This window comes from Lentzea sp. NPDC102401 (assembly GCF_044765805.1).
Lineage (GTDB): Bacteria > Actinomycetota > Actinomycetes > Mycobacteriales > Pseudonocardiaceae > Lentzea > Lentzea sokolovensis.
This window is the reverse complement of record NZ_JBIWKS010000001.1, coordinates 1,136,351-1,158,675: the sequence shown is the minus strand read 5'-3', so window position 1 is coordinate 1,158,675 and position 22,325 is coordinate 1,136,351. Positions and strand designations below refer to the sequence as shown.

Annotated in this window: 26 protein-coding genes; 12 read left to right on the top strand and 14 right to left on the bottom strand. The window is 69.2% G+C overall.

Features of this window, described 5'->3' with window-relative positions:
• The first annotated feature begins 12 nt into the window (after nucleotides 1–12).
• The gene (locus ACIRG5_RS05185; RefSeq protein ID WP_402900371.1) at nucleotides 13–984 is read left to right on the top strand and encodes an alcohol dehydrogenase catalytic domain-containing protein; all 972 of its coding nucleotides are present in this window, start codon (nucleotides 13–15) and stop codon (nucleotides 982–984) included.
• Here the strand turns inward: ACIRG5_RS05185 and ACIRG5_RS05180 are convergent.
• Both ACIRG5_RS05180 and ACIRG5_RS05175 read right to left on the bottom strand, forming a co-directional pair.
• On the bottom strand, nucleotides 902–2,050 hold the full coding sequence (locus ACIRG5_RS05180) for a YbfB/YjiJ family MFS transporter (RefSeq protein ID WP_402900369.1): 1,149 nt from the start codon (nucleotides 2,048–2,050) through the stop codon (nucleotides 902–904). The genes ACIRG5_RS05185 and ACIRG5_RS05180 overlap by 83 nt on opposite strands.
• The gene (locus tag ACIRG5_RS05175) at nucleotides 2,047–2,337 is read right to left on the bottom strand and encodes a muconolactone Delta-isomerase family protein (RefSeq protein ID WP_402900366.1); all 291 of its coding nucleotides are present in this window, start codon (nucleotides 2,335–2,337) and stop codon (nucleotides 2,047–2,049) included. Before ACIRG5_RS05175 ends, ACIRG5_RS05180 begins: the two co-directional genes overlap by 4 nt.
• Before the next feature lie 75 nt (nucleotides 2,338–2,412).
• Here ACIRG5_RS05175 and ACIRG5_RS05170 point away from each other — a divergent pair, with 75 nt between their 5' ends.
• The 4 genes from ACIRG5_RS05170 (at nucleotide 2,413) to ACIRG5_RS05155 (ending at nucleotide 5,207) form a co-directional block, all read left to right on the top strand.
• On the top strand, nucleotides 2,413–3,339 hold the full coding sequence (locus ACIRG5_RS05170; protein WP_402900363.1) for a LysR family transcriptional regulator: 927 nt from the start codon (nucleotides 2,413–2,415) through the stop codon (nucleotides 3,337–3,339).
• 107 nt (nucleotides 3,340–3,446) lie between these two features.
• Nucleotides 3,447–4,148 carry an SDR family NAD(P)-dependent oxidoreductase gene (locus tag ACIRG5_RS05165; RefSeq protein ID WP_402900360.1) on the top strand — a complete coding sequence of 234 codons (702 nt, stop codon included), beginning with the start codon at nucleotides 3,447–3,449 and terminating at the stop codon, nucleotides 4,146–4,148.
• Between the two features lies 1 nt (nucleotide 4,149).
• Nucleotides 4,150–4,485 carry a hypothetical protein gene (locus tag ACIRG5_RS05160; protein ID WP_402900357.1) on the top strand — a complete coding sequence of 112 codons (336 nt, stop codon included), beginning with the start codon at nucleotides 4,150–4,152 and terminating at the stop codon, nucleotides 4,483–4,485.
• Between the two features lie 65 nt (nucleotides 4,486–4,550).
• Nucleotides 4,551–5,207, top strand: a complete 657-nt coding sequence (locus ACIRG5_RS05155) for a hypothetical protein (RefSeq protein WP_402900354.1) — start codon at nucleotides 4,551–4,553, stop codon at nucleotides 5,205–5,207.
• On the opposite strand, the gene ACIRG5_RS05150 is transcribed toward ACIRG5_RS05155, so the two are convergent.
• From ACIRG5_RS05150 to ACIRG5_RS05135, 4 genes are read right to left on the bottom strand one after another with little or no spacing between them, the layout of a single operon-like run.
• On the bottom strand, nucleotides 5,204–7,519 hold the full coding sequence (locus ACIRG5_RS05150; RefSeq protein ID WP_402900351.1) for a glycoside hydrolase family 65 protein: 2,316 nt from the start codon (nucleotides 7,517–7,519) through the stop codon (nucleotides 5,204–5,206). The genes ACIRG5_RS05155 and ACIRG5_RS05150 overlap by 4 nt on opposite strands.
• On the bottom strand, nucleotides 7,516–8,193 hold the full coding sequence (locus ACIRG5_RS05145; RefSeq protein ID WP_402900348.1) for an HAD family hydrolase: 678 nt from the start codon (nucleotides 8,191–8,193) through the stop codon (nucleotides 7,516–7,518). Before ACIRG5_RS05145 ends, ACIRG5_RS05150 begins: the two co-directional genes overlap by 4 nt.
• Before the next feature lie 7 nt (nucleotides 8,194–8,200).
• A complete protein-coding gene (locus ACIRG5_RS05140; RefSeq protein WP_402900346.1) occupies nucleotides 8,201–8,419 on the bottom strand; it encodes a hypothetical protein in 219 nt (72 codons plus the stop codon).
• A 25-nt stretch (nucleotides 8,420–8,444) separates the two neighbouring features.
• Nucleotides 8,445–9,146, bottom strand: coding sequence for a VIT family protein (locus ACIRG5_RS05135; RefSeq protein ID WP_402900344.1), 702 nt, complete (start codon nucleotides 9,144–9,146; stop codon nucleotides 8,445–8,447).
• A gap of 179 nt (nucleotides 9,147–9,325) precedes the next feature.
• On the opposite strand from ACIRG5_RS05135, the gene ACIRG5_RS05130 reads away from it, so the two are divergent.
• Nucleotides 9,326–9,970 (top strand): hypothetical protein, encoded by a 645-nt coding sequence (locus ACIRG5_RS05130; protein ID WP_402900341.1) that lies wholly within the window; start codon nucleotides 9,326–9,328, stop codon nucleotides 9,968–9,970.
• A 342-nt stretch (nucleotides 9,971–10,312) separates the two neighbouring features.
• Nucleotides 10,313–10,864, top strand: coding sequence for a hypothetical protein (locus ACIRG5_RS05125; RefSeq protein WP_402900339.1), 552 nt, complete (start codon nucleotides 10,313–10,315; stop codon nucleotides 10,862–10,864).
• A 114-nt stretch (nucleotides 10,865–10,978) separates the two neighbouring features.
• On the opposite strand, the gene ACIRG5_RS05120 is transcribed toward ACIRG5_RS05125, so the two are convergent.
• From ACIRG5_RS05120 to ACIRG5_RS05090, 7 genes are all read right to left on the bottom strand, one after another.
• Entirely contained in the window at nucleotides 10,979–11,545 is a 567-nt protein-coding gene (locus tag ACIRG5_RS05120; RefSeq protein WP_402900336.1) for a LysM peptidoglycan-binding domain-containing protein, read from the bottom strand.
• A gap of 168 nt (nucleotides 11,546–11,713) precedes the next feature.
• Nucleotides 11,714–12,658 carry an NlpC/P60 family protein gene (locus ACIRG5_RS05115; RefSeq protein ID WP_402900333.1) on the bottom strand — a complete coding sequence of 315 codons (945 nt, stop codon included), beginning with the start codon at nucleotides 12,656–12,658 and terminating at the stop codon, nucleotides 11,714–11,716.
• 264 nt (nucleotides 12,659–12,922) lie between these two features.
• Complete coding sequence (locus ACIRG5_RS05110; protein ID WP_402900907.1) at nucleotides 12,923–13,852, bottom strand: C40 family peptidase; 930 nt, start codon at nucleotides 13,850–13,852, stop codon at nucleotides 12,923–12,925.
• 238 nt (nucleotides 13,853–14,090) lie between these two features.
• Nucleotides 14,091–14,408: a hypothetical protein gene (locus tag ACIRG5_RS05105; RefSeq protein WP_402900331.1), complete on the bottom strand. Its 318-nt coding sequence runs from the start codon at nucleotides 14,406–14,408 to the stop codon at nucleotides 14,091–14,093.
• Nucleotides 14,409–14,439: 31 nt separating this feature from the next.
• Entirely contained in the window at nucleotides 14,440–15,621 is a 1,182-nt protein-coding gene (locus tag ACIRG5_RS05100) for an MFS transporter (protein WP_402900328.1), read from the bottom strand.
• The gene (locus ACIRG5_RS05095) at nucleotides 15,618–16,661 is read right to left on the bottom strand and encodes a PLP-dependent cysteine synthase family protein (RefSeq protein WP_402900326.1); all 1,044 of its coding nucleotides are present in this window, start codon (nucleotides 16,659–16,661) and stop codon (nucleotides 15,618–15,620) included. Before ACIRG5_RS05095 ends, ACIRG5_RS05100 begins: the two co-directional genes overlap by 4 nt.
• Before the next feature lie 56 nt (nucleotides 16,662–16,717).
• Nucleotides 16,718–17,062 carry a hypothetical protein gene (locus tag ACIRG5_RS05090; protein ID WP_402900323.1) on the bottom strand — a complete coding sequence of 115 codons (345 nt, stop codon included), beginning with the start codon at nucleotides 17,060–17,062 and terminating at the stop codon, nucleotides 16,718–16,720.
• A 76-nt stretch (nucleotides 17,063–17,138) separates the two neighbouring features.
• Between ACIRG5_RS05090 and ACIRG5_RS05085 the strand changes: the two genes are divergently transcribed.
• Genes ACIRG5_RS05085 through ACIRG5_RS05065 form a run of 5 tightly spaced genes read left to right on the top strand, consistent with a single transcriptional unit; the run spans nucleotide 17,139 to nucleotide 21,695 of the window.
• Nucleotides 17,139–18,131 carry an ABC transporter substrate-binding protein gene (locus ACIRG5_RS05085; protein WP_402900321.1) on the top strand — a complete coding sequence of 331 codons (993 nt, stop codon included), beginning with the start codon at nucleotides 17,139–17,141 and terminating at the stop codon, nucleotides 18,129–18,131.
• Between the two features lie 4 nt (nucleotides 18,132–18,135).
• Complete coding sequence (locus ACIRG5_RS05080) at nucleotides 18,136–19,335, top strand: MFS transporter (RefSeq protein ID WP_402900318.1); 1,200 nt, start codon at nucleotides 18,136–18,138, stop codon at nucleotides 19,333–19,335.
• A gap of 12 nt (nucleotides 19,336–19,347) precedes the next feature.
• The gene (locus ACIRG5_RS05075) at nucleotides 19,348–20,355 is read left to right on the top strand and encodes a hypothetical protein (RefSeq protein ID WP_402900315.1); all 1,008 of its coding nucleotides are present in this window, start codon (nucleotides 19,348–19,350) and stop codon (nucleotides 20,353–20,355) included.
• Nucleotides 20,356–20,373: 18 nt separating this feature from the next.
• On the top strand, nucleotides 20,374–21,291 hold the full coding sequence (gene pip / locus ACIRG5_RS05070; protein WP_402900312.1) for a prolyl aminopeptidase: 918 nt from the start codon (nucleotides 20,374–20,376) through the stop codon (nucleotides 21,289–21,291).
• Nucleotides 21,288–21,695 carry a DUF1992 domain-containing protein gene (locus ACIRG5_RS05065; RefSeq protein ID WP_402900309.1) on the top strand — a complete coding sequence of 136 codons (408 nt, stop codon included), beginning with the start codon at nucleotides 21,288–21,290 and terminating at the stop codon, nucleotides 21,693–21,695. The genes pip and ACIRG5_RS05065 overlap by 4 nt, the downstream gene beginning before the upstream one ends.
• Here ACIRG5_RS05065 and ACIRG5_RS05060 read toward each other — a convergent pair whose 3' ends face one another.
• The gene (locus ACIRG5_RS05060) at nucleotides 21,696–22,211 is read right to left on the bottom strand and encodes a lytic polysaccharide monooxygenase auxiliary activity family 9 protein (RefSeq protein WP_402900306.1); all 516 of its coding nucleotides are present in this window, start codon (nucleotides 22,209–22,211) and stop codon (nucleotides 21,696–21,698) included.
• Nucleotides 22,212–22,325 lie beyond the last annotated feature (114 nt).

Here is a 22,325-nt window from a genome sequence, read left to right as displayed (position 1 = left end):
AGAATGGTCTTCATGCGCGCACTGACGGTTGATCTTGCACGGGCAGGGTCCCTGTCCCTGACCGAACTGTCCGATCCGGAGCCGGGACCGGAGGACCTGCTGGTCGAGGGCGTGGCGATCGGCATCTGCGGGACGGACCGCGAGATCGTGCGCGGCGAGTTCGGCGTCGGCGGAACTCTCGTGATCGGGCACGAGTCGCTCGGACGGGTGATCAGCGGACCGGGGTTCGAACCGGGGTCGCTGGTCGCCGGGGTGGTCCGCAGACCCGATCCGGTGCCGTGCGTGGCGTGTGCGCGCGGGGAGTTCGACATGTGCCGGAACGGGCAGTACACCGAGCGCGGGATCACGGGCCTCGACGGCTACGGCTCGACTTTGTGGACAGTGCCCGCCGCTTATGCCGTCGGTGTCGGTTCTTCGACAGGTGTTCTGGTCGAGCCGGCGTCGGTGGTCGTGAAGGCGTGGGAGCGGCTGGACCGGCTGGCGCCCTTCCCGTTCGAGAGCGTGCTGGTGACGGGGGCCGGGCCGATCGGGCTGCTGGCGGCGTTGATCGGGGTGCAGCGAGGGCTGGACGTGCACGTGTTCGACCTGGCCGTCGACGGCCCGAAGCCCGCGCTCGTCGAGTCGCTCGGCGCCACCTACCACCGGACGCTGCCCGACTGCCCGGTCGTGATCGAGGCGACCGGGGCGCCGTCGCTGGTCGCGCGGCTGCTCGGGCGGAACCTGGTGTGCCTGACCGGGGTGCCGTCGACCGAGGTGATCCCGGCCGACGTCGGGCAGATCAACCGGGACATGGTGCTGCGCAACGGGATCGTGTTCGGGACGGTCAACGCGAACGTGCGGCACTACCGGGAGGCCTCCGCCGTGCTGGACCGCGCGGACGACGCCTGGCTGTCGGCGATGATCACTCGGCGGGTGCCGCTGGAATCCTTCGCGGAGGCGTTCGAGTCGCGTCCCGGTGACGTGAAAGTGGTGCTGGAGCTGTGATGGCGGCCAGCGCGACGATCGCGGCGGCCAGCAGCAACGCCTGGTGGTAGCCGTTGTGCAGCAACGGGGTGGCGATGAGCGGGCCGATGATCTGGCCCGCCGAGTAGCCGGCCGTGAGGGTGGCCGCGGCTCTCGGGAAGCCGAGGCCGGCGCCGAGCTTGAGGGCCGTGGCGGCGATGCCGATGAACGTGCCGCCGAACAGGACGACCGCGATCAGGGCGGCCGCGGTGGTGCTGACGAGTGCGGGGAGTGCGATGCCCACGGCCTGGACGGCGAGGGCGGCGACCAGCACCGGGCGGCCGTTGCCGAGCCGGGCCATCAGCACGGGGGAGAGGGCTGCGGAGACTCCGACCAGGATCCACGAGGTGCTGCCGAGAGGGCCGCTGATGGCGGCGACCAGGAACGTTCCGGCGATGATGTAGCCGACGCCTTCGAGGGTGTAGGCGGCGAAGAGGGTGGCGAACGCGCGCCGGGTGGACCGGCTCACGCGTGGCTTGTGCGGCCCCTGGATCGATCCCGACTCACCGGCCCCCAGGGGGCGGCGAGCCCCCACTCCCATCGTCTCAGGCAGGTCTGACAATTTCGGTGCGTCGGGCTTCAGCCCCCACGCCACGGCCGTCAGCACCGCCGCCATGCCGGCCGCCAGCCACCAGGCCGTCTCCCAGCCGCTCCAGCCCAGCAGCCCGGACAGCGCGATTCCCATCCCGATCCCGCTCATGCCCCACCCAGGCCGCGCGTTCACCGCCGCCACGAACACCACCGCGCTCGCCACCCCGGCCACCAGCCGCAGCACGAACCACGCGGCCATGCCGTGCACCAGCGGCATCCCGGCGAGGGTGGCCACGAGCAGCACGAGCGCGACACGGTTCGTGGTCCGCGACGGCGCCCGGACGATCGTGGCGAGCGCCCCGACGAAGTAGCCCAGGTAGTTGGCGGTGGCCAGCGACGCGGCCGAAGTGGCCGACAAGCCTGCCTGCGCGGTCATCAGCGGCAGGATCGGCGTGTAGACGAACCGTCCGATGCCCATGGCCGCCGCCAGTGCCGCGGCGGCCTGGCGGGCGCTCACAGCCGGCCGGGGTCGTTCGGATGAGGCTGCACGGCCGTGACGGTGAACGCCATCCACGGGCTCAACGGCAGCGTGCCGAGGACGTTCTCCTGGAGGTCGGCCTCGTCGTCGGCTCGCCACAGGCCGATGCTGCGCAGCTCACCGATCGGCCGCCACAGCCTGACGAGGTTGCCGCTCGTGGTGAGTTCCCTGGCCCGCACCGCTTCGGCCGCGCGGCGTGAGTCCACTTCGGACTGGGGTGTGCCGTCCGGGATCGTGGTGGTGATCTCGACGATGAACTCTCTCATGGCCTCATCGTGCGACCCCGCGGCGACGGACGCCACGACCGGCTTTCTCCTGCGTGGGAGCCTGAGCCTCCTAGGATGCCCGATGTGGAACTGCGTCAACTCCGGTACTTCCTGGCGGTCGCCGAAGAGCTGCACTTCGGCCGGGCGGCGGCGCGCCTGCTGATCGCCGGGCCGTCGTTGTCGCAGCAGATCAAGGCGCTCGAACGGGACCTCGGCGTGCCGCTGTTCGCCCGCGACCGCCGCACCGTCGCGCTGACGTCCGCCGGTGCCGCGCTGGTCCCCGAGGTGCGGGCGCTGCTCGAACGGGCCGACGAACTGCAACGGCACGCGCGGCAGCTGTCCGGGTCGCGGCCGGTGCGGATCGGGTACGTGAACTGGCTGCCGCCGGACCTGACCGCCCGCACGGCCGGGGTCGCGCAGCTCTACGTGGACGCCTGGGTCGTGCCGTCACACCAGCAGGCGGCACGGGTCGCGGACGGCAGCCTCGACCTGGCCGTGTGCTGGATCCGCAGGTCCGAGGCGGCGCAACTCGGCCTGACCGCGCGACTGCTCGGCGCGGATCGGCTGTACGCGGTCGCCGTGGGCACGGACACGAGTCCCGTCCGGGCCAAGGACATCGCGGTGCTGGTGGACGACGACGTGACGTCGTGGCAGTCCTGGAACGACTACGCCGAGGAGTTCGCGCGGGACACCGGCTGTGCCGTCCGGCGCATCCACAACGGCGCCATCACCGGGCCGGCGTTCTTCGACCACGTGCGGGTGTGCACGACGCCGGTGCTCAACTCGCCGAAGGGGCAGACCACGCCGTTGCCGCCGGATCTGGTGCAACGGCCCGTCGTCGATCCCGAGGTCGTGTGGACCTGGTCGCTGGTGCGCCGCGCGGACGAGGAACGCGCGGACGTCATCGCCGCCGCCGAGGCGATCGTGCGGGACGTCGGCGACCTCGGTCTGGACCGCGCGTGGCTGCCCTCGGACGACCCCTACCGCGCGTTGAGAGGCTGAACCTCTCACGAGGGAGGAAACGGGTCGCAATTCCACGAAATGAACCCGGTTCGCGGGCCGTTGTGGCTGTCAGATCCGCTACTCCTCCTTCGAAAGCGAGCAGGAAAATGACCAGCAAGGTGGCAATCGTCACGGGAGCGTCGCAGGGAATTGGCGCGGCACTCGTTCCCGCCTATCGCAAGCTCGGCTATTCGGTTGTCGCGGTCTCGCGTTCCATCGACGCTTCCGGCGACCCCGAGGTGCTCGCGATTCGCGCCGACCTCAGCAAGCCGGGGGAGGGCGCGCGGGTGGTTCAGGAGACGCTGGCGCGGTTCGGCCGCGTCGACTCGCTCGTGAACAACGCCGGCATCTTCGTCGCCAAGCCGTTCACCGAGTACACCGACGAGGACTTCGCCGTCGTCACCGGCACCAACCTCGTCGGGTTCTTCGACATCACGCGCAGCGCGGTCGCGGCCATGGACGACAACGGCGGCCACGTCGTGAGCGTGTCCACGGCTCTGGTCGACCACGCGCTGTCCGCGGTGCCCTCCGCGCTCGCGTCGCTGACCAAGGGCGGTCTGAACGCCGTCACCAAGTCCCTCGCCGTCGAGTACGCGACCAGGAACATCCGCTTCAACACCGTCGCGCTCGGCATCATCAAGACGCCGATGCACGCCCCGGAGACGCACGAGGCGCTCGCCGGGCTGCACCCCGTCGGCCGGATCGGCGAGATCTCCGACGTCGTCGACGCGATCACGTTCCTCGAACAGGCCGGCTTCGTGACGGGCGAGATCCTGCACGTCGACGGCGGCCAGAGCGCGGGGCACTGACATGGTCCTCGAAGACGTCATGGACCGTTGGAAGGACGCCGTGGACGCGCACGATCCCGAGCGCGTGGCGTCGAACTTCACCGAGGACGCCATTTTCCAGGGATTGCACCCGTACGGAGTCGGTCGGCAGGCTGTCGCTGCCTACTACGATTCCCAGCCCATCGGACTGAAGGCCGAGTACAAGATTCTGGAAACGCGCCGGCTGGCCGATGATCTGGTTCTCGGCTATTCGACCGTCGATTTCTCGTTCGTCGACCGGCCGACCATCACCGTCAACCTGAGCGTGCTGGTGAAGGGAGATCTGATCGCGCATTACCAGGTCTCCCGGCTGGGCTAGGGGCGCCGTTCCGCAGGCCGGGAAAACCTTTCGAGGACACCACCCCGGCCTGCCACCCTGGTGCGATGCTGCTCAAGCTGACCGGCTCCAGCTGTTCCGGCAAGACCACGCTCGCCTTCTCCGCGGGCGCCCGGCTGGGGCGGCTCGCCGTGCACGACTTCGACGAGGTCGGCGTACCCGACAGCGCCGATCGCCACTGGCGCCACCGCGAGACCGAGATGTGGGTGCGTCGCGCGCTGGAGTACCAGGACCGCGGGATCGACCTCCTGCTCACCGGACAATCCCCGCTGGGAGAGGTGCTGGCCGCTCCCAGCGCCCCGCTGCTGGACGGGATCGCGGTGTGCCTGGTCGACGTGTCCGACGAGGTCAGGCGGAGCAGACTCACCACGCGCGACGCGGGCCGGTGGGACGCGCCGGCGGTCGACGCCTTCCTCGGCTGGGCCGCCTGGCACCGCGAGCACGCCAGGAATCCCCGGCACCTGCCCGAGGCCGTCATCGACGGCAGCTGGCCCCGGATGGCCTGGCACCGGTGGACCGGGTGGACCGCCGGCGATCAGCGGTGGTCCACCCACCTGGTCGACACCACGGACCGGCCCGTCGCGGAATCCGCGGATCAGGTCGAGCAATGGGTGACCCGGCAGCGCGACGCGCTCCGCTCGGGTCGGCTCCCCCTCTCGCGGGGCTGGTCAGATCCGGCAGTCGCCCGGGCCGATCACCACTAGTGCCTGCGAGGCTCCCGGCCGAACGGCGACGGAGGTCGCTCGAGGTCGGGAGCCTTCGGGATCGGCATGGTCACCGGGGCGTCCGCCGTGATCGTGATCGTCTCGCCGTGGTGCTTCGTGGTCAGCGACGTGCCGTCCACGATCCGGTAGGTGGCCTCGCCCTGGCACACGTCCACAGCGATTCTCGTGCCCTGGAACGACATCCGGAACGAGAAGCGGGTCAGCTCGTCCGGCATCCGCGGTGCGAACGTCAGCTCGCCGCCGTGGTCGCGCATGCCGCCGAACCCGGCCACCAGCGCCGTCCACGCACCCGCCAGTGACGCCATGTGCAGGCCGTTCGTGACGTTGCCGTGCAGGTCGTGCAGATCGGTGAACGCGGCCTCGACGAGGTAGTCGAACGCCAGCCCGAGGTGCCCGACCTCCGCCGCCAGCACCGCCTGCGTGCCCGCCGACAACGACGAGTCGCGCACCGTGCGGGCCTCGTAGTAGGCGAAGTTGCGGGCCTTCTCGTCCTCGGTGAACGCGTCGCCGCGCACGTGCATCGCGAGCACCAGGTCCGCCTGCTTCACCACCTGACGGCGGTACAGGTCGAAGTAGGGGAAGTGCAGCAGCAGCGGGTACTTCTCCTCCGGGGTGTTCTCGAAGTCCCACTCGGCGTGCTTGGTGAAGTTGTCCGCCTGCGGATGCACCTGCAACATCTCGTCGTACGGGATCGCCATCGCGTCCGCTGCCCTGCGCCAGGCCGCGATCTCCTCTTCCGTCGCGTCACAGGGGTTCCGCTCGGCGGCGTCGGCGGCGGCCCGCAGGTTCTGCTGCGCGATCAGGTTCGTGTAGACGTTGTTGTCGACGATCGCCGAGTACTCGTCCGGGCCCGTCACGCCGTCGATGCGGAACCCGTCGTGCCGGTCGTGATGGCCCAGCGAGGACCACAGCCGTGCGGTCTCCACGAGGATCTCGGTGGCTTCGTCGCGATCGAAGTCCTTGTCATCAGTGGCGTTCAGGTACTGCTGGACGGCGTAGGCGACGTCGCCGGAGACGTGGAACGCGGCCGTGCCCGCCGGCCAGTACGCACTGCACTCGGCGCCGTTGATCGAACGCCACGGGAACGCGGCTCCCTTGAGCCCCAGCACCTTCGCGCGGTCGCGGGCCTTGTCCAAAGTGGCATGACGCCACCGCAGCGCGTCGCGGGCGGCGTCGGGCAGCGTGTAGGTGAGCACTGGGAGCACGAACATCTCGGTGTCCCAGAACGCGTGGCCGTCGTAGCCAGGTCCGGTGAGACCTTTTCCAGGGATGGCACGGGATTCACCGCGCGCCCCGGCCTGCAGGATGTGGAACAGCGCGAACCTGATCGCCTGCTGCAGCTGGTCGTCGCCGTCGATCTCGATGTCGGCGACCTCCCAGAAGTCGTCCAGGAACTCCTTCTGCTCCCCGACGAGCCCTTCCCAGCCGGTCTGGCACGCACCGGCCAGAGCCGCCTCGACCTGCGCCCGCAGCGCCGGTGTCGACCGTTGTCCCGACCAGCCGTAGGCCAGGTACTTGGTCAGCTTCAGGCACCCGCCCGCCGGCACGTCGACGGCCGCGGTGAACCTGGCCAGGTCGTCCTCGGCACGGATCTCGGTGCGGACGTCCACGCCGTCGACCTCGAACTCGTGGTCCATCGCGGCGGCCATCCGCAGACCGGACACCTTGGTGCGATGGCACAGCACGGCCCGCGTCTTCTCGGCCATCTTGAAGTCGTTGACCAGCGGGGCGTCCAGCGCGGCGGCGACGCGGGGATCGTTGCTGCGGCTCACGGTCGGCTCGTTGGCCAGCAGGTCGGACTGCACGACGAGCTGCAGGTCGTCCATCGGCTCGACCTCGTAGCGGATGGCGACGACCGCGCGCTGCGTGAACGACACGAGCCGTTCGCTGCGCACGGTCACACGCCTGCCCGTAGGCGATTCCCAGACCGTGCGGCGGCGCAACGTGCCGGAGCGGAAGTCGAGCGTGCGTTCGTGCTCGATGGCGTTGCCGTAGCGCATGTCCAGCGGCTCGTCCTCGACCAGCAACCGGATGATCTTGCCGTCGGTGACGTTGACGACGGTCTGGCCCGCCTCCGGGTAGCCGTAGCCGCCCTCGCCGTACGGCAGCTGGTGCTCTTCGTAGAAGCCGTTGAGGTACGTGCCGGGCAGACCGCGCGGCTCGCCCTCGTCGAGCGTGCCGCGCAGTCCAATGTGGCCGTTGGCCAGCGCGAACGTCGACTCGGTCTGGTGCAGGTCGTCCACGGACAGGCCCTGCCAGCGCAGCTGCCACGGTTCGACGGCGTAGCTCATGAGAGCAGCTCGTCGAGCTCGTCGACGACCACGTCGGCGCCGTGGGACTTCAGCGCGTCACGCTGGTGGCCGCGGTCGACGCCCACGACGAACCCGAAGCCGCCGTCGCGCCCCGCCTGCACGCCCGCGAGCGCGTCCTCGAAGACCACGGCGTTCTCCGGTGCCGTCTTCAGTCTTCTGGCGCCCTCGACGAACGAGTCCGGCGCCGGTTTGCCCCGCAGGTTCGACGCGGTGATCACGTTGCCGTCCACCAGCGCGTCGACGTAGTCCAGCAGGTTGCCGGACCGCAGCACGCGCATGGCGTTGGCAGAGGAGGTGACGACGCCGATCGGCAGGCCGGCTTCGCGCGCGGCCTTGAGATAGCTGACCGACGCGGGGTAGGGCGTGATGCCCTCCTTGTCGATGATCTCGTTGACCAGGTCGTTCTTCTGGTCGCCGATGCGGCGGATCTCGTCCTCCGACGGCGTGAGGCCGCGGGAGGTCAGGAAGCTGCGGACACCGTCGTAGCGCGGCTTTCCGTCCACGTACGCGAGGTAGTCCTGCTCGCCGAACGACTGGCCCATGGCTTCGAACGTCTGCCGCCAGGCCTGCCGGTGCAGCACGGCGGTGCTGGTGAGCACGCCGTCGAGGTCGAACAGCAGTGCTGTGATCTTGTCCGGGAGGCCGAGGCTCATGGTTCGATCATGCACCCGTCTCGCCGACATCGCTGCGTTCTTCTTTGAGGCGTTCGTCAAGCGGCCGCGGGTGCGCCTGCTCGTACTCGGTCATCCCGTACCTGTTGGACTCGGCCCAGCCTTCCTCCGGGTCGGTCTCCACCGGGTCATGACCCAGGTTGTCCTCGTCGAGACCCTCGAAGTCCTCGGTGTTCTCCTGGACGTACGCGCCGCGTTCTTCGCTCATGTCCACCGCAATACCCAGTTCGGCGTCATCCAATGCTTTGGCCGACGAGCGAACCGATCGCATAGGTGACGCCCATGGCGATCAGGCCGCCCACGACGTTGCGGACGACGGCGCGCCGCCTGTCCGCGCCGCTGAGCCTGGCGCTGACGAAGCCGGTGAGGGCCAGGGCGAGGATCGCGGCGACGACGGTGACCGGCACGCGCAGGGTGGTGCTCGTGAACGCGATCGCGGCGAGGGGGAGCAGGGCACCGACGGTGAACGCGATGAAGCTCGCGATGGCGGCGCCCCACGGGTTCGTCAGCTCGTCCGGGTCGATGTGCAGCTCGGCCTCGGCGTGGGCGGCCAGGGCGTCGTGCTCGGTGAGCTGTCGGGCGACCTCCGCGGCGGTGTCCGCGTCGAGGCCCTTGCCCTCGTAGATCTCCTTGAGCTCTTCGAGTTCCTGCTCCGGCATGTCCCGGAGCTCTCTGCGCTCCTGGGCGAGGAGGGCGCGTTCGGCGTCGCGCTGGCTGCTGACGGACACGTACTCGCCGCTGGCCATGGACATCGCGCCCGCGAAGAGGCCGGCGAGGCCCGCGACGAGGATCTGGGCGCGGTCCGTGGTGGCCCCGGCGACGCCCACCACGAGGCTGGCGGTCGAGACGATGCCGTCGTTCGCGCCGAGGACTCCCGCGCGCAGCCAGTTCATCCGGTCGCCGGTGACCTCGTCGTGCGGCTCGTGGTGGGTCATTTCCGCAGGTTAGCGCTGGGGTCCCCGAGTGCGCCGCGACCACGCCGCGACCCCGGTCGGACTCTGCTGAACGGGTGAGTTTCCCCTGGTCAGAGACTGTGGGTTCATTTTTTGTCAGACCCCCGTGGCATCCTGTCGAACAGGTGTTCGTCAGGCGTGCTAGAGGAGGTCAGTTCCCGATGCAGATCGAACCCCGTCGCTGGCCAGGCCGAGTGGTGCCGTCCACCGACGCCGACGTGGACGTCGCCGTCGAGTCCCTGTGCGTGCGCGCCTCGTGGCCGGACGCCGACCGCCGCTGGGTCCGGCGCCTGCTCGAACCGTGGTTCACGGCGGGCTGGTGCGTCGACGCCCTGCTCGTGGCCATCGACAAGAAGCCGGACGGCACCCGTCAGGGCCGTCCTCGTTCGCGTGCCCAGGTGGCGCACGAGTTCCTGCGCGCCCGCCTGCGCACCTGGACGGCGGACGGCGCGGGCCTCGCCAAGCCGCCGCTGTCCGGCGTCTCGCTCGGCGAGTGGTACCGGGTGAACCGCCGCAACACCGCTCTGCACGCCCCACGGCGCGCGACCGGCCTCACCTCGGACGGCGAGCGCGCACGGGCGGAGTCACGCGCCCTCGCCCACCGCCGCGACCCGGTGGAACGCAGCCGCGAGAAGGGGCGGCGCCGCCAGGAGGTGCTCGACAGCCTGCTCACGCCGGGGCAGGAGGTGCCGTCGTTCGCCGACTCGTGGAAGCTGGTCGCCGAACTGGTGCCGGTGCCGCGGGTGTGCTCGGCCTGCGGGCACGTGCGGAACGAGGTGTCGCGGCAGGCGCATCGCGTGGCGTGATGAGGGTCCGGCTACCGGGAAGAGGTTCTGCGACGGGCGTCGGTGGTGTCGCGGTAGGCGCATCGCGGGGCGTGATGAGGGTCCGGCTACCGGGGAGAGGTGCTGGGCCGGGCGTTAGTGATGTTGCGGTAGGCGTACCGCGTGGCGCGACGAGTCCGGTCATCGGATAGAAGCCCTGGGCCAGACGTTGGTGATGTCGGCAGGCGCATCGCGTCGCGTGACGCGTCCGGTCACTGGAGAGAAGTCCTGGGCCGGGTGCCGGTGGTCACCGGCAGGCGCATCGCGTCGCCTGGCACGGTGTCCAGGTGACCTGGGGGGAGAAGTCCTGCGTCAGGTGTCGGCTTGGGCGTCAGGAGCGGCGCGGGTGTCGGCGGCGTCGCCGGCCGGGTGCCCTGGGTGGCGGCGCCGTCCCAGTTCGCCGCGAGCGCCGGACTGACGCGGTCCCGCCGGCAGGCGGCGACACCGAGCCCGCAGACGGGCCAAGTCCCGTCCGAACACGCCTTCTACCTGGGACTTCGGCGTGCGGTGATTGAGAACGGCTCAGGCCGGGAACACGGAACGAGTTTCTTGTTTCCGATGTTAGGGGCCGACATGCTCGAAGTGACGCCGATGGCTGCCGAGGTCATCAACGAGCTGACCTCACAGTCCGATGGCACCACCGACGACACCGGCCTGCGCTTCGCCCTGGCCACCGAACAGAACAGCCAGGCCGCCCTGGAACTGTCGCTGAGCCAGCCCGTCGACGGGGACGAGGTGGTGGCGGCACCCGCGGGGGCCAAGGTCATCCTGGAGCCGGCCGCCGCCGAGTACCTGGAGGACAAGGTCCTCGACGTGCGCCAGGACGACGAGGGCAACCCGGCTTTCGCGATCGCGCGCCAGGACCAGACTGGCTGAGAGCGCGCCATTCTTGGTCAGGTGGGATCAGCGTTGATCACGCCTGACGTGCGAAACGGGCCGGATCCCCTCAGAACGTGAGGAGATCCGGCCCGTCTCGTGACACCCCCGGGATCAGGGAATGGTCAGCACCTGACCGGGGTGGATGAGGTCCGGGTTCGAGATCCCGTTGGCGGACGCAATGTCGCCGTAGCGGTTGCCGTCACCGTAGAAGCGCTCGGCGATCGCCCACAGCGAGTCGCCACCCTCGACGGTGTAGGTCTGCACGGCCGGAGCGGCGGGTGCGGCCGGGGCCTCCTCGACCGGGGCCGGAGCCGGAGCGGCCGCCTCGGGGGTGGGCTGCGGCGAGTCGGTGTTGGTGTTGGTGGCCCACTTCGCGCTGCCGTCGGCGGCGAACACGACCAGGTTCCTGTCGTTTTGCAGGACCAGGCGCGAGCCCTCGTTGCCCTGGGTGCCGGTGGACCACACGGCGTTCTCGTCGCTCGTGTAGAGCACGAAGTTGCCGTCGTCCTGCAGGGTGGCCCGCACCGCGCCCTTGCCGTCGGTGCCGCTGGCCCACACCGTGCCGGTGTTCTCCGAGAGCACGAGGTTCCCGTCGGACTGCAGGGTCAGCATGTACCCGTTGACGCTCGTCAGCTGCTGGCCGCGGGTGATTTCCTGCCCGGCTTGCAAGGTGTCCACTATCAACGCTCCACTTCGGACGACGGCGGCCGCCCGAAACGGCGGCGCCCGAAGCGGAACCTAGTCAAGGCGCACCCGTCCCGCAGGGTCACCGGGGCACGTGCACCCGAGGGAGTGAAAAACGCCCCCTGCCCGGAGAGGCAAGGGGCGTTCGACAAGAACTGGAGGTCAGCCCTCGATGCGGCGGATGACCGAGATCGGGCCGATCGAGTCGATGTCGGCGATCTTCACCGGCACTCCCTCGGTCGACGCGTGCACGGCGCGAATGCCGTCCACCGCCATCGCCACGTGGGACTGGCTCGAGTAGTAGACGATGATGTCGCCGGCCTTGACCTCGCTACGGCTGACCGAGCGACCGGCGGCCGCCTGCGCGTAGCTGGTGCGACCGATGGACACACCCGCCGAGGCGTACGCCTTCTGGATCAGCGACGAGCAGTCCCACGAGTCCGGGCCGTTGGAGCCGTAGACGTAGGGCTCGCCGCGCTGGTCGAGCGCGAACTGCAGCGCCCGGCCCGCCGTGCCCGCCGGCACGTTGATGTTCGACATGTCGCCGGACGCGGCCAGCTGGTTCTTCACCGAGGAGCTGAGCGACCGGTACTGGGTCTGCGCCTCGGCGAGCTGCTTGTCGAGATCGGCCTTCTTCTGGTCCATCTCGGCGAGGAGCTTCTTCGACGTCTCAGTCGCCTCGTTGGCCGACTTCGTCGCGGCGTCCGCCTTGTTGACGGCGTCGGTCAGCTTCCCCAGCGCGTCCGCGTTGTCGGCCGCGAGGATGTTGATGGCCGACATGCGGTTGAGGAAGTCCTGCTGCGAGTCGCTCACCAGCAGCGCGGAGATCTGGCTGAAGTTCGCGCCCGAGTTGGTGGCCTCGGTGAGGAGGTCCACCTGACCGCGGAGTGCTTCCTCGGCCTTCTGAGCCTCGGCCAGGTCGCCCTTGGCCTTGTCCAGCTCACCCTGCTTGGCCTTCAGGTCGTCCTGGGCCTTGAGGTGGTCCTGGTTGAGCTTGGACGCCTGCTCGGACAGCTCGTTGTACTTCTTGAGCGCGTCCGCGGCGTTGGGCTGTGCGGTGGCCGGTGCCGTGGGGAGTGCTGCCGCGACGACTGCTGCCGTCGCCACGAGTGCTCCACGCACGATGCGGCGTGAGGGTTGCGACACCACGTCGCGGGTCCTCCTTTTTCCTGGCGGTCGCCCCGCGACAACTACTCCGCGTCAGGCGACAACCTTGGCGTGTGCCCCGAGTGGGTTAACTGCTGGGCCGAAGGTCTCGGACAGGTTACGGAATGACCTTGCCTTCGTCCAGCACCAGAACCTCAGCAGTTCACCTGGAGGCACGCTCTCACAGTGGTCCACGTGGGTTTATCGCGGGGTGGGAGAGAAGCGTCACCCGACAACCCGGCGAATCACCGAAATAGGGCCGATCGAGTCGATGTTCGCGATCTTCACCGGCACGCCCTCAGTGGACGCGTGCACCGCGCGGGTGCCGTCCACGGCCATGGCCACATGCGACTGACCTGCGTAGTAGATGATGAGGTCGCCGGGCGCGACCTCGCCGCGACCCACGCCCCGGCCGACCTTCGCCTGGTCGTAGGTGACGCGCGGAATGGACACTCCCGCGGCGCGGTAGGCGGCCTGCATCAGCGACGAGCAGTCCCACGAGTTGGGTCCGTTCGAACCGAACACGTACGGCTTGCCCTGCTCTCCCAGCGCGAAGGTGAGCGCGACGCCGGCCGCACCCGCGGGCGCGTTCACGGTGACCTTGGGGCCGGTGCTGGCCAGTGTCTGCTTCTGCGGCGCGGACAACGACTGGTACTTCGTCCGCGCGGTGGACACCTGCTGCTCCATGGCGACCTTGCGCGTGGAGACGTCGGCGGCGAACTTCTCCGCGGCCGACGCGGCGGTGGCGGCGTCGGTGCGCGCCTTCGTGGCCGCGGCCAGCGTGGCGCTCATGCGTGCCACCGCCTCGTTCTGGTCGGCGGCGATGATGTTCATCGCCTGCATGCGTTCCAGGAAGTCCTGCTGGGACGTCGAGGTCAGGAACGCCGACAGGTCGTTGAGCCGGGCGCCCTCGAACGTCGCCTCGGTCAGCGTGTCGACCTGGCCGCGGAACTGCTCCGACTCGGCCAGCGCCTTCTTCTCGGCATCGGTGGCGGCGACCACGATCCCGTTCGCCCTCGACAGGTCGCTCTGCGCCTTGAGGTGGTCCTGGCTGAGCTTCTCGGCCTCTCGCGTCAGGTCGTTGTAGACCTTGAGCGCGTCGTCGGCGGGTTGCGCGTGCGCCGAAGGCATCGACACCACCGTCGCGGCGATCACGGCGGCCAAAGCGGTAGTCCTTGCAGCACGGCCGGGCACGCGGCCTCCTCAGGAGTCGGAATCGGCTACTGAGGAGGCGTACGGCCGAACGGGCGCAGGGGTTCAGTCGAGGTCGACGAGCGGTCCGTAGACCACGAGCACCGGACGCGTGGCGGCCAGAACGGTTGCGATGCGTGAAGAAACAGACACGAAGAGCAACATATTGGACTAAAGGGGCGATTCGGTCTACGTCACCCGATCAGGCGGCCCGGTGTGCCTCGATCGAGGCACGGCACGCGGCGAGCAGACGGGCGGTGGCGGCGCTGCCCCCGTGCCCACAGCGGGGGCAGCGCATCGCGACGGCACCGGCGAGCTCGTCGACCACGACGCCCAGCGGCGAGTCGCAGCCGCGGCACCAGCGGTGCCGCGTGACCGGGTTGACGTGCACTGGCGACGAGACGCACTGGTGGATCCAGCGGCCGTGCACGTGGCAGGTCAGGCGGTCGTCGGGCGCCAGGACGCCGTCGTCCTCCGCGTGGTCTTCCTCGACCAGTGTGGCGATGAGCATGGCGATCATGGCGACCCTCCGATCCGGAACCTTCCTCCTGCTAGGACGTCGAACCGGCGACCTCGGAATCGACACGTGCCGCCAGCTTCTTCAACGCCCACGCGCACCCGAGTCCCAGAGCCGTCAGCACGAGCCATGGCACCCACGGCACACCAGCACGCCCGGCAGCGTCGAACCCGACGCCGGTGAGCAGGTTGCCGAGCAGGATCCCGACGCCCACGACCGTGTTGTAGAGGCCGTAGTGCGTCGCCACGAGCCGGTCGCCCGACAGCGAGACGATCTTGTCCATCTCGAACGGGAACACCACCATCGTCCCCAGTGCGAGCAGAGCCGCGCACAGGACCAGCCAGGGGCCGCCGTGGATCGCGGGCAGGAACGCCAGGCCCAGCACCGCCATCCCGGCGGCGAGCGACCGGTCAGGTCCGAGACGAGCGCGCGCCCACGCCGTCACCCGCAGCTGACCTGCCACCGCCAGCACGCCCGACACCGCGAACAACACGGCGGTCAGCACCGCCGACCCCGAAGCCAGCGGCAGCGCCAGGTAGACCTGGAACGACAGCACGTACGAGCCGGTCATCGCCAGCGCGAACAGCACGAACCGCCGGTTCGAGAAGACCAGCCGCCAATCCGCGAGCACCGAGTCCCCGGACGGCGAACCGGCCCGCGCGGGCAGCGACCGCCACTGCAACACCGTCAGCACGAGGAACACGAAGGCCGCGACCAGACACGTCAGCCGGAAGTCCACGGCCGTCAACGCCAGACCGACCAACGGCCCCACCAGGATTCCGGTCTGGTAGAAGACGTTGAACAGCGCGAACGCCTCCACGCGCCGTGGCCCGGCATCAGCGGCCACGTACGCCCGCACGGCAGGGTTGAACAACGCCCCGGCGAACCCGGTGGCCGCCGAGGCGATCATCAGCGCCGGCACCCCGTCCACGAGCCCGAGCAACGCGAACCCGCCGGTCCGCAACGCGCAACCCGCCACGATCAAAGGCTTGTAGCCCAGGCGATCCGCCAGCGTCCCGCCGATCAGGAACATGCCCTGCTGCGCGAAGTTCCGCACCCCCAGGACGAGTCCGACGGCCCACCCGGCCAGCGCCAGCGTCACCGACAGGTGCGAGGCGAGGTACGGCATCAACATGTAGAAGCCCACGTTGATGCTGAACTGGTTGAGCAGCAACAACTGCACGCTGCGGTCGAACGAGCGGAACTGCGCGATCACGCCGTCACCGCCAGCGGGTCCACAACGGACCGGCACATGGTCCACGACAGCACTTCGCGTTCTCCCAGTGAGGAGATCTCGGCGGGATCCACGGCGGGAACCACGCCGAGCAGTCCGTGAGCGGCGCAGTACTCGTCGCTGAAGACGGTGTCGAAGTAGCGCTGCGGCCCGTCCGGGAACACGGCGGCGATCCGCGTGCCGGGCGGGGAGGTCCGCGCCAGCCAGGAGGCCACGAGGGCGACCGCGCCGACGCTCCAGCCGCCGCTCGCGTAGTGCCGCGAGGCCAGTGCCCGGCACGCCCACACGGCTTCGCCGGGGTTCACCCAGTGCACCTGGTCGAACGCGGCGTAGTCGACGTTGCGCGGGAAGATGCTCGATCCGAGTCCGCGCATCAGCCGGGTCCGCGCGGGCTGGCCGAAGATCGTCGAGCCGATCGTGTCGACTCCGGCCAGGCGTAACGCCGGGAAGTGCTGACGCAGCACCGAGGACACGCCCGCGCTGTGCCCACCGGTGCCAACGGCGCACACGAGCACGTCCACGTGTCCCAGTTGTGCGGCCAGTTCGTGGGCCAGCGGAGCGTAGGCGGCGACGTTGTCGGGGTTGCCGTACTGGTCGGGGCAGTAGGCGCCGGGCAGCGACGTCATCAGTTCGGCGACCCGCTGCCGGCGGGCCTCCTGCCAGCCGCCGGTCGGATGTGGACGGTCGACGACGTCCACGGTCGCGCCGTACGCGCGCAGCATCCGCTGGATGATCGGTTCCAGGCCGGGGTCGGTCACGAGGGTGACCGGGATTCCGTGCGTGATGCCGGCGAGCGCCAGGCCGAGGCCGAGCGTGCCGCTGGTGGACTCCACGACGTGGCCGTCCTGGCGGAGATCACCTCGCTCCAGGGCGCGGCCGATCATGTGCAGGGCGGCGCGGTCCTTCATGCCGCCGCCGGGGTTGGCGCTCTCCAGCTTCGCCCAGAAGCCGGAGGCGGAGGTGCGCGAGAGTTCGTCGATCCAGAGCACGGGCGTGCTCGTGTCCAGCACGGGTACAGACATGGGGGGTTCCCTCGGAAGAACGTGGTGACAGGCCGGTGAAAAGGGGCGGGGCCGGCCTATGTCCGCGAGATTCCGAGGTCGAGGAGCAGTGTGCGGCCCGCGGTCACGTGCTCGGCGAGAGACGGCGGCCGCGCTCCGCGGGCGGGCCGCACGACGTGCTCGCCGTCCGCGTCCGGCACGGTGAAGGACAGCGGGCTGATCTGGACGGCGGCCTGCGCGGGCGCCGCGGGTGACGCGTGGTGGGTCTGGCCGTGGTGGCAGAACTCGCCGGAGATGCCGGGGGTGAACGCGCCGTGATGGGTCGGCTCCGGCGGACAGGCCGGATGGAGCACGAACACCGCGATCAACATCAGTGCGACGACGACGGCGAAACGACGCCCTGTCGTCAGTTGATTCCGCACGGTGACCAACCTACCGCAAGTTCCCGGTTGCCGGACTCTCTTGATAGGTTAGGCAAACCTAATTAGGGGTGGACAGGTGCGCAGGACAGTCGCCGCGGTTCTGCTGCTCGGCCTGGTGGCCGGGTGCGGTGGAAACGCTCCCACGGAGCAGGGGAGTGGCCAGTGGTCCTTCAAGGACGATCGCGGTAAGGAGGTCACCGCGCCCAAGCGTCCGGAACGCGTCGTCGCGCAGGTGTCCGCCGCGGGCGCCCTCAAGGACTACGGCATCAACGTCGTCGGCACGTTCGGCCCGCTCAAGCGCGCGGACGGCACGACCGACCCGGAGGCGGGCAGCATCGACCCGAGCCAGGTCACCGACATCACCGGCCCCGGCTACGGCGAGATCGACTTCGAGAAGTTCGCCGCGCTGAACGCCGACCTGGTCGTCGCCGGCTACTACCCCGAGGTCTCCGGGCTCTGGCACCTCACCGCCGAGTTCGAGGAGAAGGTCTCCAAGATCGCCCCGACCGTCGGCATCGGCCAGTCGAAGATCCAGCTGCCCGACGGCGTGAAGCGCTTCAAGGAGCTCGCCGAGTCGCTCGGCGCCGACGTCGACTCGGCGAAGGTGAAGGCCGACGAGGAGGCGTTCACCAAGGCCGCCGACCGGCTCAAGGCCATCGGCGCGAAGATGACGGCCGCGAACCAGAAGATCCAGGTCATCGGCGCGGACCCGAAGCTCTTCTACGTCGCCGTGCCCGCCCGCAACCCGGACCTCGACTGGTACGTCGAGGAACTGGGCCTGCCGCTGCTCACGCCGGACAAGCCCGACGCCGAGGGCGGCGGCTACTTCCAGTCGCTGTCGTGGGAGAACTCCGGCACGTACAAAGAGCACGTGATCATGTGGGACACCCGCCAGCACGTGCTCAGCCCGGAGCAGATGAAGGAGGGCCACCCGGTCTTCCAGGGCCTGCCCGCCGTGCAGGCCGGCCGGTTCGTCGAGTGGAACGCGGTCGCCCCGCTGAGCTACTCCTCCTACGCCGGGATCATGAACAAATTGGCTGACCAACTCGACCAGGTGTTGGCAAAGTAACCATGTGCTGACGCTTCTAAAGGAAAACGGCCCGTTGCGCGTGCTCAGCACCGCACGGGTCGTTTCTGTTGTGGGGGACGCGCTCAGTCTCGTCACGCTGATGGTGCACGTGCAGTCCGTGCTGGGCAAAGCGATCGCGGTGGCGGCGCTGCTGCTCGTGGGCGACTTCGCGCCGTCGTTGCTCAGTCCGTTGACCGGGGTCATCAGCGACAGGTTCGACCGGCGCACTGTCATGATCGTCTGCGAGGTCGCGCAGGGTGTGCTGCTGGCGGTCGTCGCGTTCACGCTGCCGCCGTTGCCGGTCCTGCTCGCCCTGGTCGGCGTGCGTGCGGTGATCGGGCAGATCTTCATCCCGGCGTCGCGGGCGGCGGTGCCGAGCCTGGTCGCGGAGAAGGACCTCGCGCAGGCGAACACCGCGCTGGGCCTGGGATCCAACAGCGCCGACGTCATCGGGCCGTTCCTCGCGGCCGTGCTGCTGCAGTTCATGGACACCCGCGGCGTGCTGCTCGTGGACGCGGTCTCCTTCGGCCTGTCGGCGTTGTTGTTGCTGCGCCTGCCGAAACTCGTCGTGCCGTCCGAGCCGGGGGAGACGGTGTTCACCGATGTGAAAGCCGGCGTGAGCGAGATCTGGCGCAACCGGGCGTTGCGGATCGTCTTCCTGGGCTTCTGCGGTGTCGTCGCGTGCACCGCCATCGACGACGTCGCGGTGCTGCAGCTGACGATGGGGGTGTTCGGCGAGTCGGAGAGCGTGGCCGGTGTCGTCCTCGGTGCGGTCGGCATTGGTCTGCTGCTCGGCTATGCGTTGCTGGCCAGGGGATCGGCGCGGTGGAGCATGGTGGCACTGCTCGTCACCGGGTTCCTGATCAGCAGCGCCGGCAACCTGTTCACCGGTCTGGCGTGGGGTGTCGCGTCGGCGTTCGCGCTGCAAGCCGTGCGGGGACTGGGCATCGCGGCGATGGACGTCGCGCACAGCACCTTGATCCAGCGGCTGGTGCCCGGTGATCGAACGGGCAGGGTGTTCGGCAACTTCTACGGCGGGATCGGTGTGGCCGCGGCGATTTCGTACATCGTCGGTGGTCTGCTCATCGACACCCTTGGTCCCCAGCTGATTCTCGTGCTGGCGGGCGGGGCCGGGGTTTTGGTGACGTTGTGGGTGGTTGCCGCTTCACGGGCAAGCGGTGTTGAGTGGGAATCAGCCTCTTGAGGGGAGAAGGCGATGTGGGGGAAACGCATTGCTGTTCTTGCTGTTTCGTTGCTGCTGAACGGATTGACCGCTTCCGTCGCGCAGGCCGGCACCGGTGTCGTGCCCGCGTCGACGTCCTGGCCCGCCGCTGACCGCGGCTGGGTGCTGGGCCTCGACACCCTGTGCCAGACCGCGAACTGCCCGCAGCTCGTCCGCACGGTCGACGGCGGGGCGTCGTGGACGCGGGTGAAGACCCCGGCGCTGTCCGTGCCGGAGACCGGCCGCCTGCGGGTGCTCTTCGCGAACGACGCGACGGGCATGGTCACCGACGGTGAGCAGCTCTTCGTCACCAGCAACGGCGGCACGCGCTGGGAACCGTCCGGCATCAAGGGAACCGTTGGCGCGCTGGGCTTCGACAGCTCCGGGTTCCTCGCGGTGATCTACGACGGCACGTCGTCGCGGCTGTTCCACCGCGAGCTGTGGCTCGACTCGTGGAAGCCGGTGCCGGGCGTCGAGGTCAAGGGCCAGTCGCGCGGGGAGATCGCCGCCGGTCAGGTCTCGCTGTCGACGATCGGCGTGGAGAACCGGTACTGGACCCGGTCTCCCGCAGGCTGGCTGGAGGAACCGGCGCCCTGCACCGAGTTCTCGGCCACGCGGCTCGGCACGGTCGGCACCGACCGCTATGCGTTGTGCAGCTTCGATCCCGGCTTCGGGAACATGACGAAGGAACTGCGCCAGGCCGCGGCCGGTGGGCCGTTCAAGACGGTCAGCGTGCCACCGCGGGAGGGCATCACGACGGGTTTCGCGGTGTCGCCGGAGGCGGCGCTGGTGGCCGCGACCGGGCGCGACTGGTCGTTCGTGCACCGCGGTCCTGGCGCGAAGTGGGATACGCCGCTCACGCTCGGAGGGCCGCCGTTCGAGGACCTGGCGTTCTCGGACTCGCGGCACGCCACACTGGTGCGCGGTGGGCCCGGCCAGGAGTTCGCGGAGGTCTACCGGTCGGACGACGCCGGCTCGACCTGGAAAGCACTGTCGGTGTAGCTCGGTACGCTCGGGATCATGGAGCCTTACGAACACGGCATGCTCGACGTCGGTGACGGCAATCAGGTCTACTGGGAGACCGTCGGCAATCCCGTCGGCAAGCCTGCCGTGTTCCTCCACGGCGGCCCCGGCGCTCCGTCGAAGGGCGCCAGGAAGTCCATGGATCCCGAGAAGTTCCGCATCGTGATCTTCCACCAGCGCGGCTGCGGCCAGAGCACGCCGCACGCCGGTAGCCCGGCCGCGGACATGGGCGTCAACACGACCGACCATCTGATCGCGGACATGGAGAGGCTCCGCGAGCACCTCGGCATCGAGAAGTGGCTGGTGTACGGCGGTTCCTGGGGCACGACTCTCGCCGTCGCCTACGCGCAACGGCATCCTGAGCGCGTCTCCGAGATGATCCTGATCGCGGTGACGATGTCGTCCGAACGTGAGCTGGATTGGCTGTACAAGGGCGTTTCGCGGTTCTTCCCCGAGGCGTGGGCCCGGTACAGCGCGTACGCCGGCGATCCGGAGGACGTCGTGCGGGCGTATGCCGGCCTGATGGAGAGCCCCGACCGCGAGGTGCGAGAGAAGGCGGCGATCGCGTGGTCGGAGTGGGAGGACACCGTGCTCTCGTTCGAAAGCTACGGCACTCCGAACCTGTTCATGGACAAGGCATCCGACGACATGATCGCGTTCGTGCGGATCTGCGCGCACTATTACGCGAACCACGGGTTCGTCGACGACCTGCTGGGCAACGCGGGCAAGCTCGCCGGCATCCCGGCCGCGTTGATCCACGGACGGCGTGACATGAGTTGCCCGGCGGACACGGCCTACGCGCTGGCGCGGGCGTGGCCGGACGCCGAACTGACCCTCGTGGACGACAGTGGCCACAAGGGCAGCCCCGCCTTCCGAGAGGCGATCGGGGCCGCGGTCAGGAGGTTCTCCCCATGACACAACGGAAGCCGCCAGGCATGGGCTTCGAGTCGTGGATCGACAGGCAGATCCGCGAAGCCCAGGAACGCGGTGAGTTCGACGACCTGCCGAGTGCCGGCAAACCGTTGCCCGGCGCGGGAGAGGCGCTCGACGAGGACTGGTGGATCAAGAGGAAGGTCCGGGAGGAAGAGGGCACTGCAGGGTTGCCCCCTTCCCTCGTGCTGCGCAAGCAGGCCGAGACCGCCAGGGCCCGCGCTCTGGCGGCCACGACCGACGAGGAAGCGCGCTCGATCATCGAGCAGATGAACGCGGAGATCCTCGACGCGCTGCGGAAACCGTTGTCCGGTCCGCCGTTGAACCTGATGCCGTTCGACGTCGACGCACTGCTGCGTGAGAGGAAGGGGACCTCACGCGGTCAGTGATCAGCTCGCGTTGATGTCGATGCAGGAGTAGAACGCCATCGCGGTGTCGCCGATGTTCCACACGGCCAGGACCTTGTGGCGGCCAGCCGAGCCGACGTTGACGGTGTGCGACACGGTGGCCGGCGGCTGCTGGTTGTTGCCGCTGAAGTTCGCGACCTTGCGGCCGTCGACGAAGTAGTCGTAGTCACGCGTGCGGTGGCGGGCGGTGAACGTCCAGTTGAACGTCACCGAACGGCCGGTGTTGGTGACCTTCCAGCCCTTGTTGTCGTTGCTCAGTTCGGAGAACTGCGACAGGTTGGCGTGGCAGCTCTGCAGGCCCTTGGGGCCCTCGACCGACTGCGGTTCGTACGTGATGGCGCCACAGCTGATCGTGCGGGCGGCGCACTGCGCCTGACGGCTGGGCGGCGAGTTGATGTAGCCATGTGCGAACGCCGTGCCGGAGGGGAGTGCCACGACGATCAACGGTGCAGCGAGAACGCCGGCCATGGCGGCCGTAACCTTGCGTCCAATCTTCATGTGTCTTCCTTTGCCTTGATGTGTGCGTACTCCCGTTACATCGCGGCGGCGATTGAAGGTCTAGACCATACCGCGCGTAATCGCGGTGCCACAAGGTGTGTCTGACAGATCAGT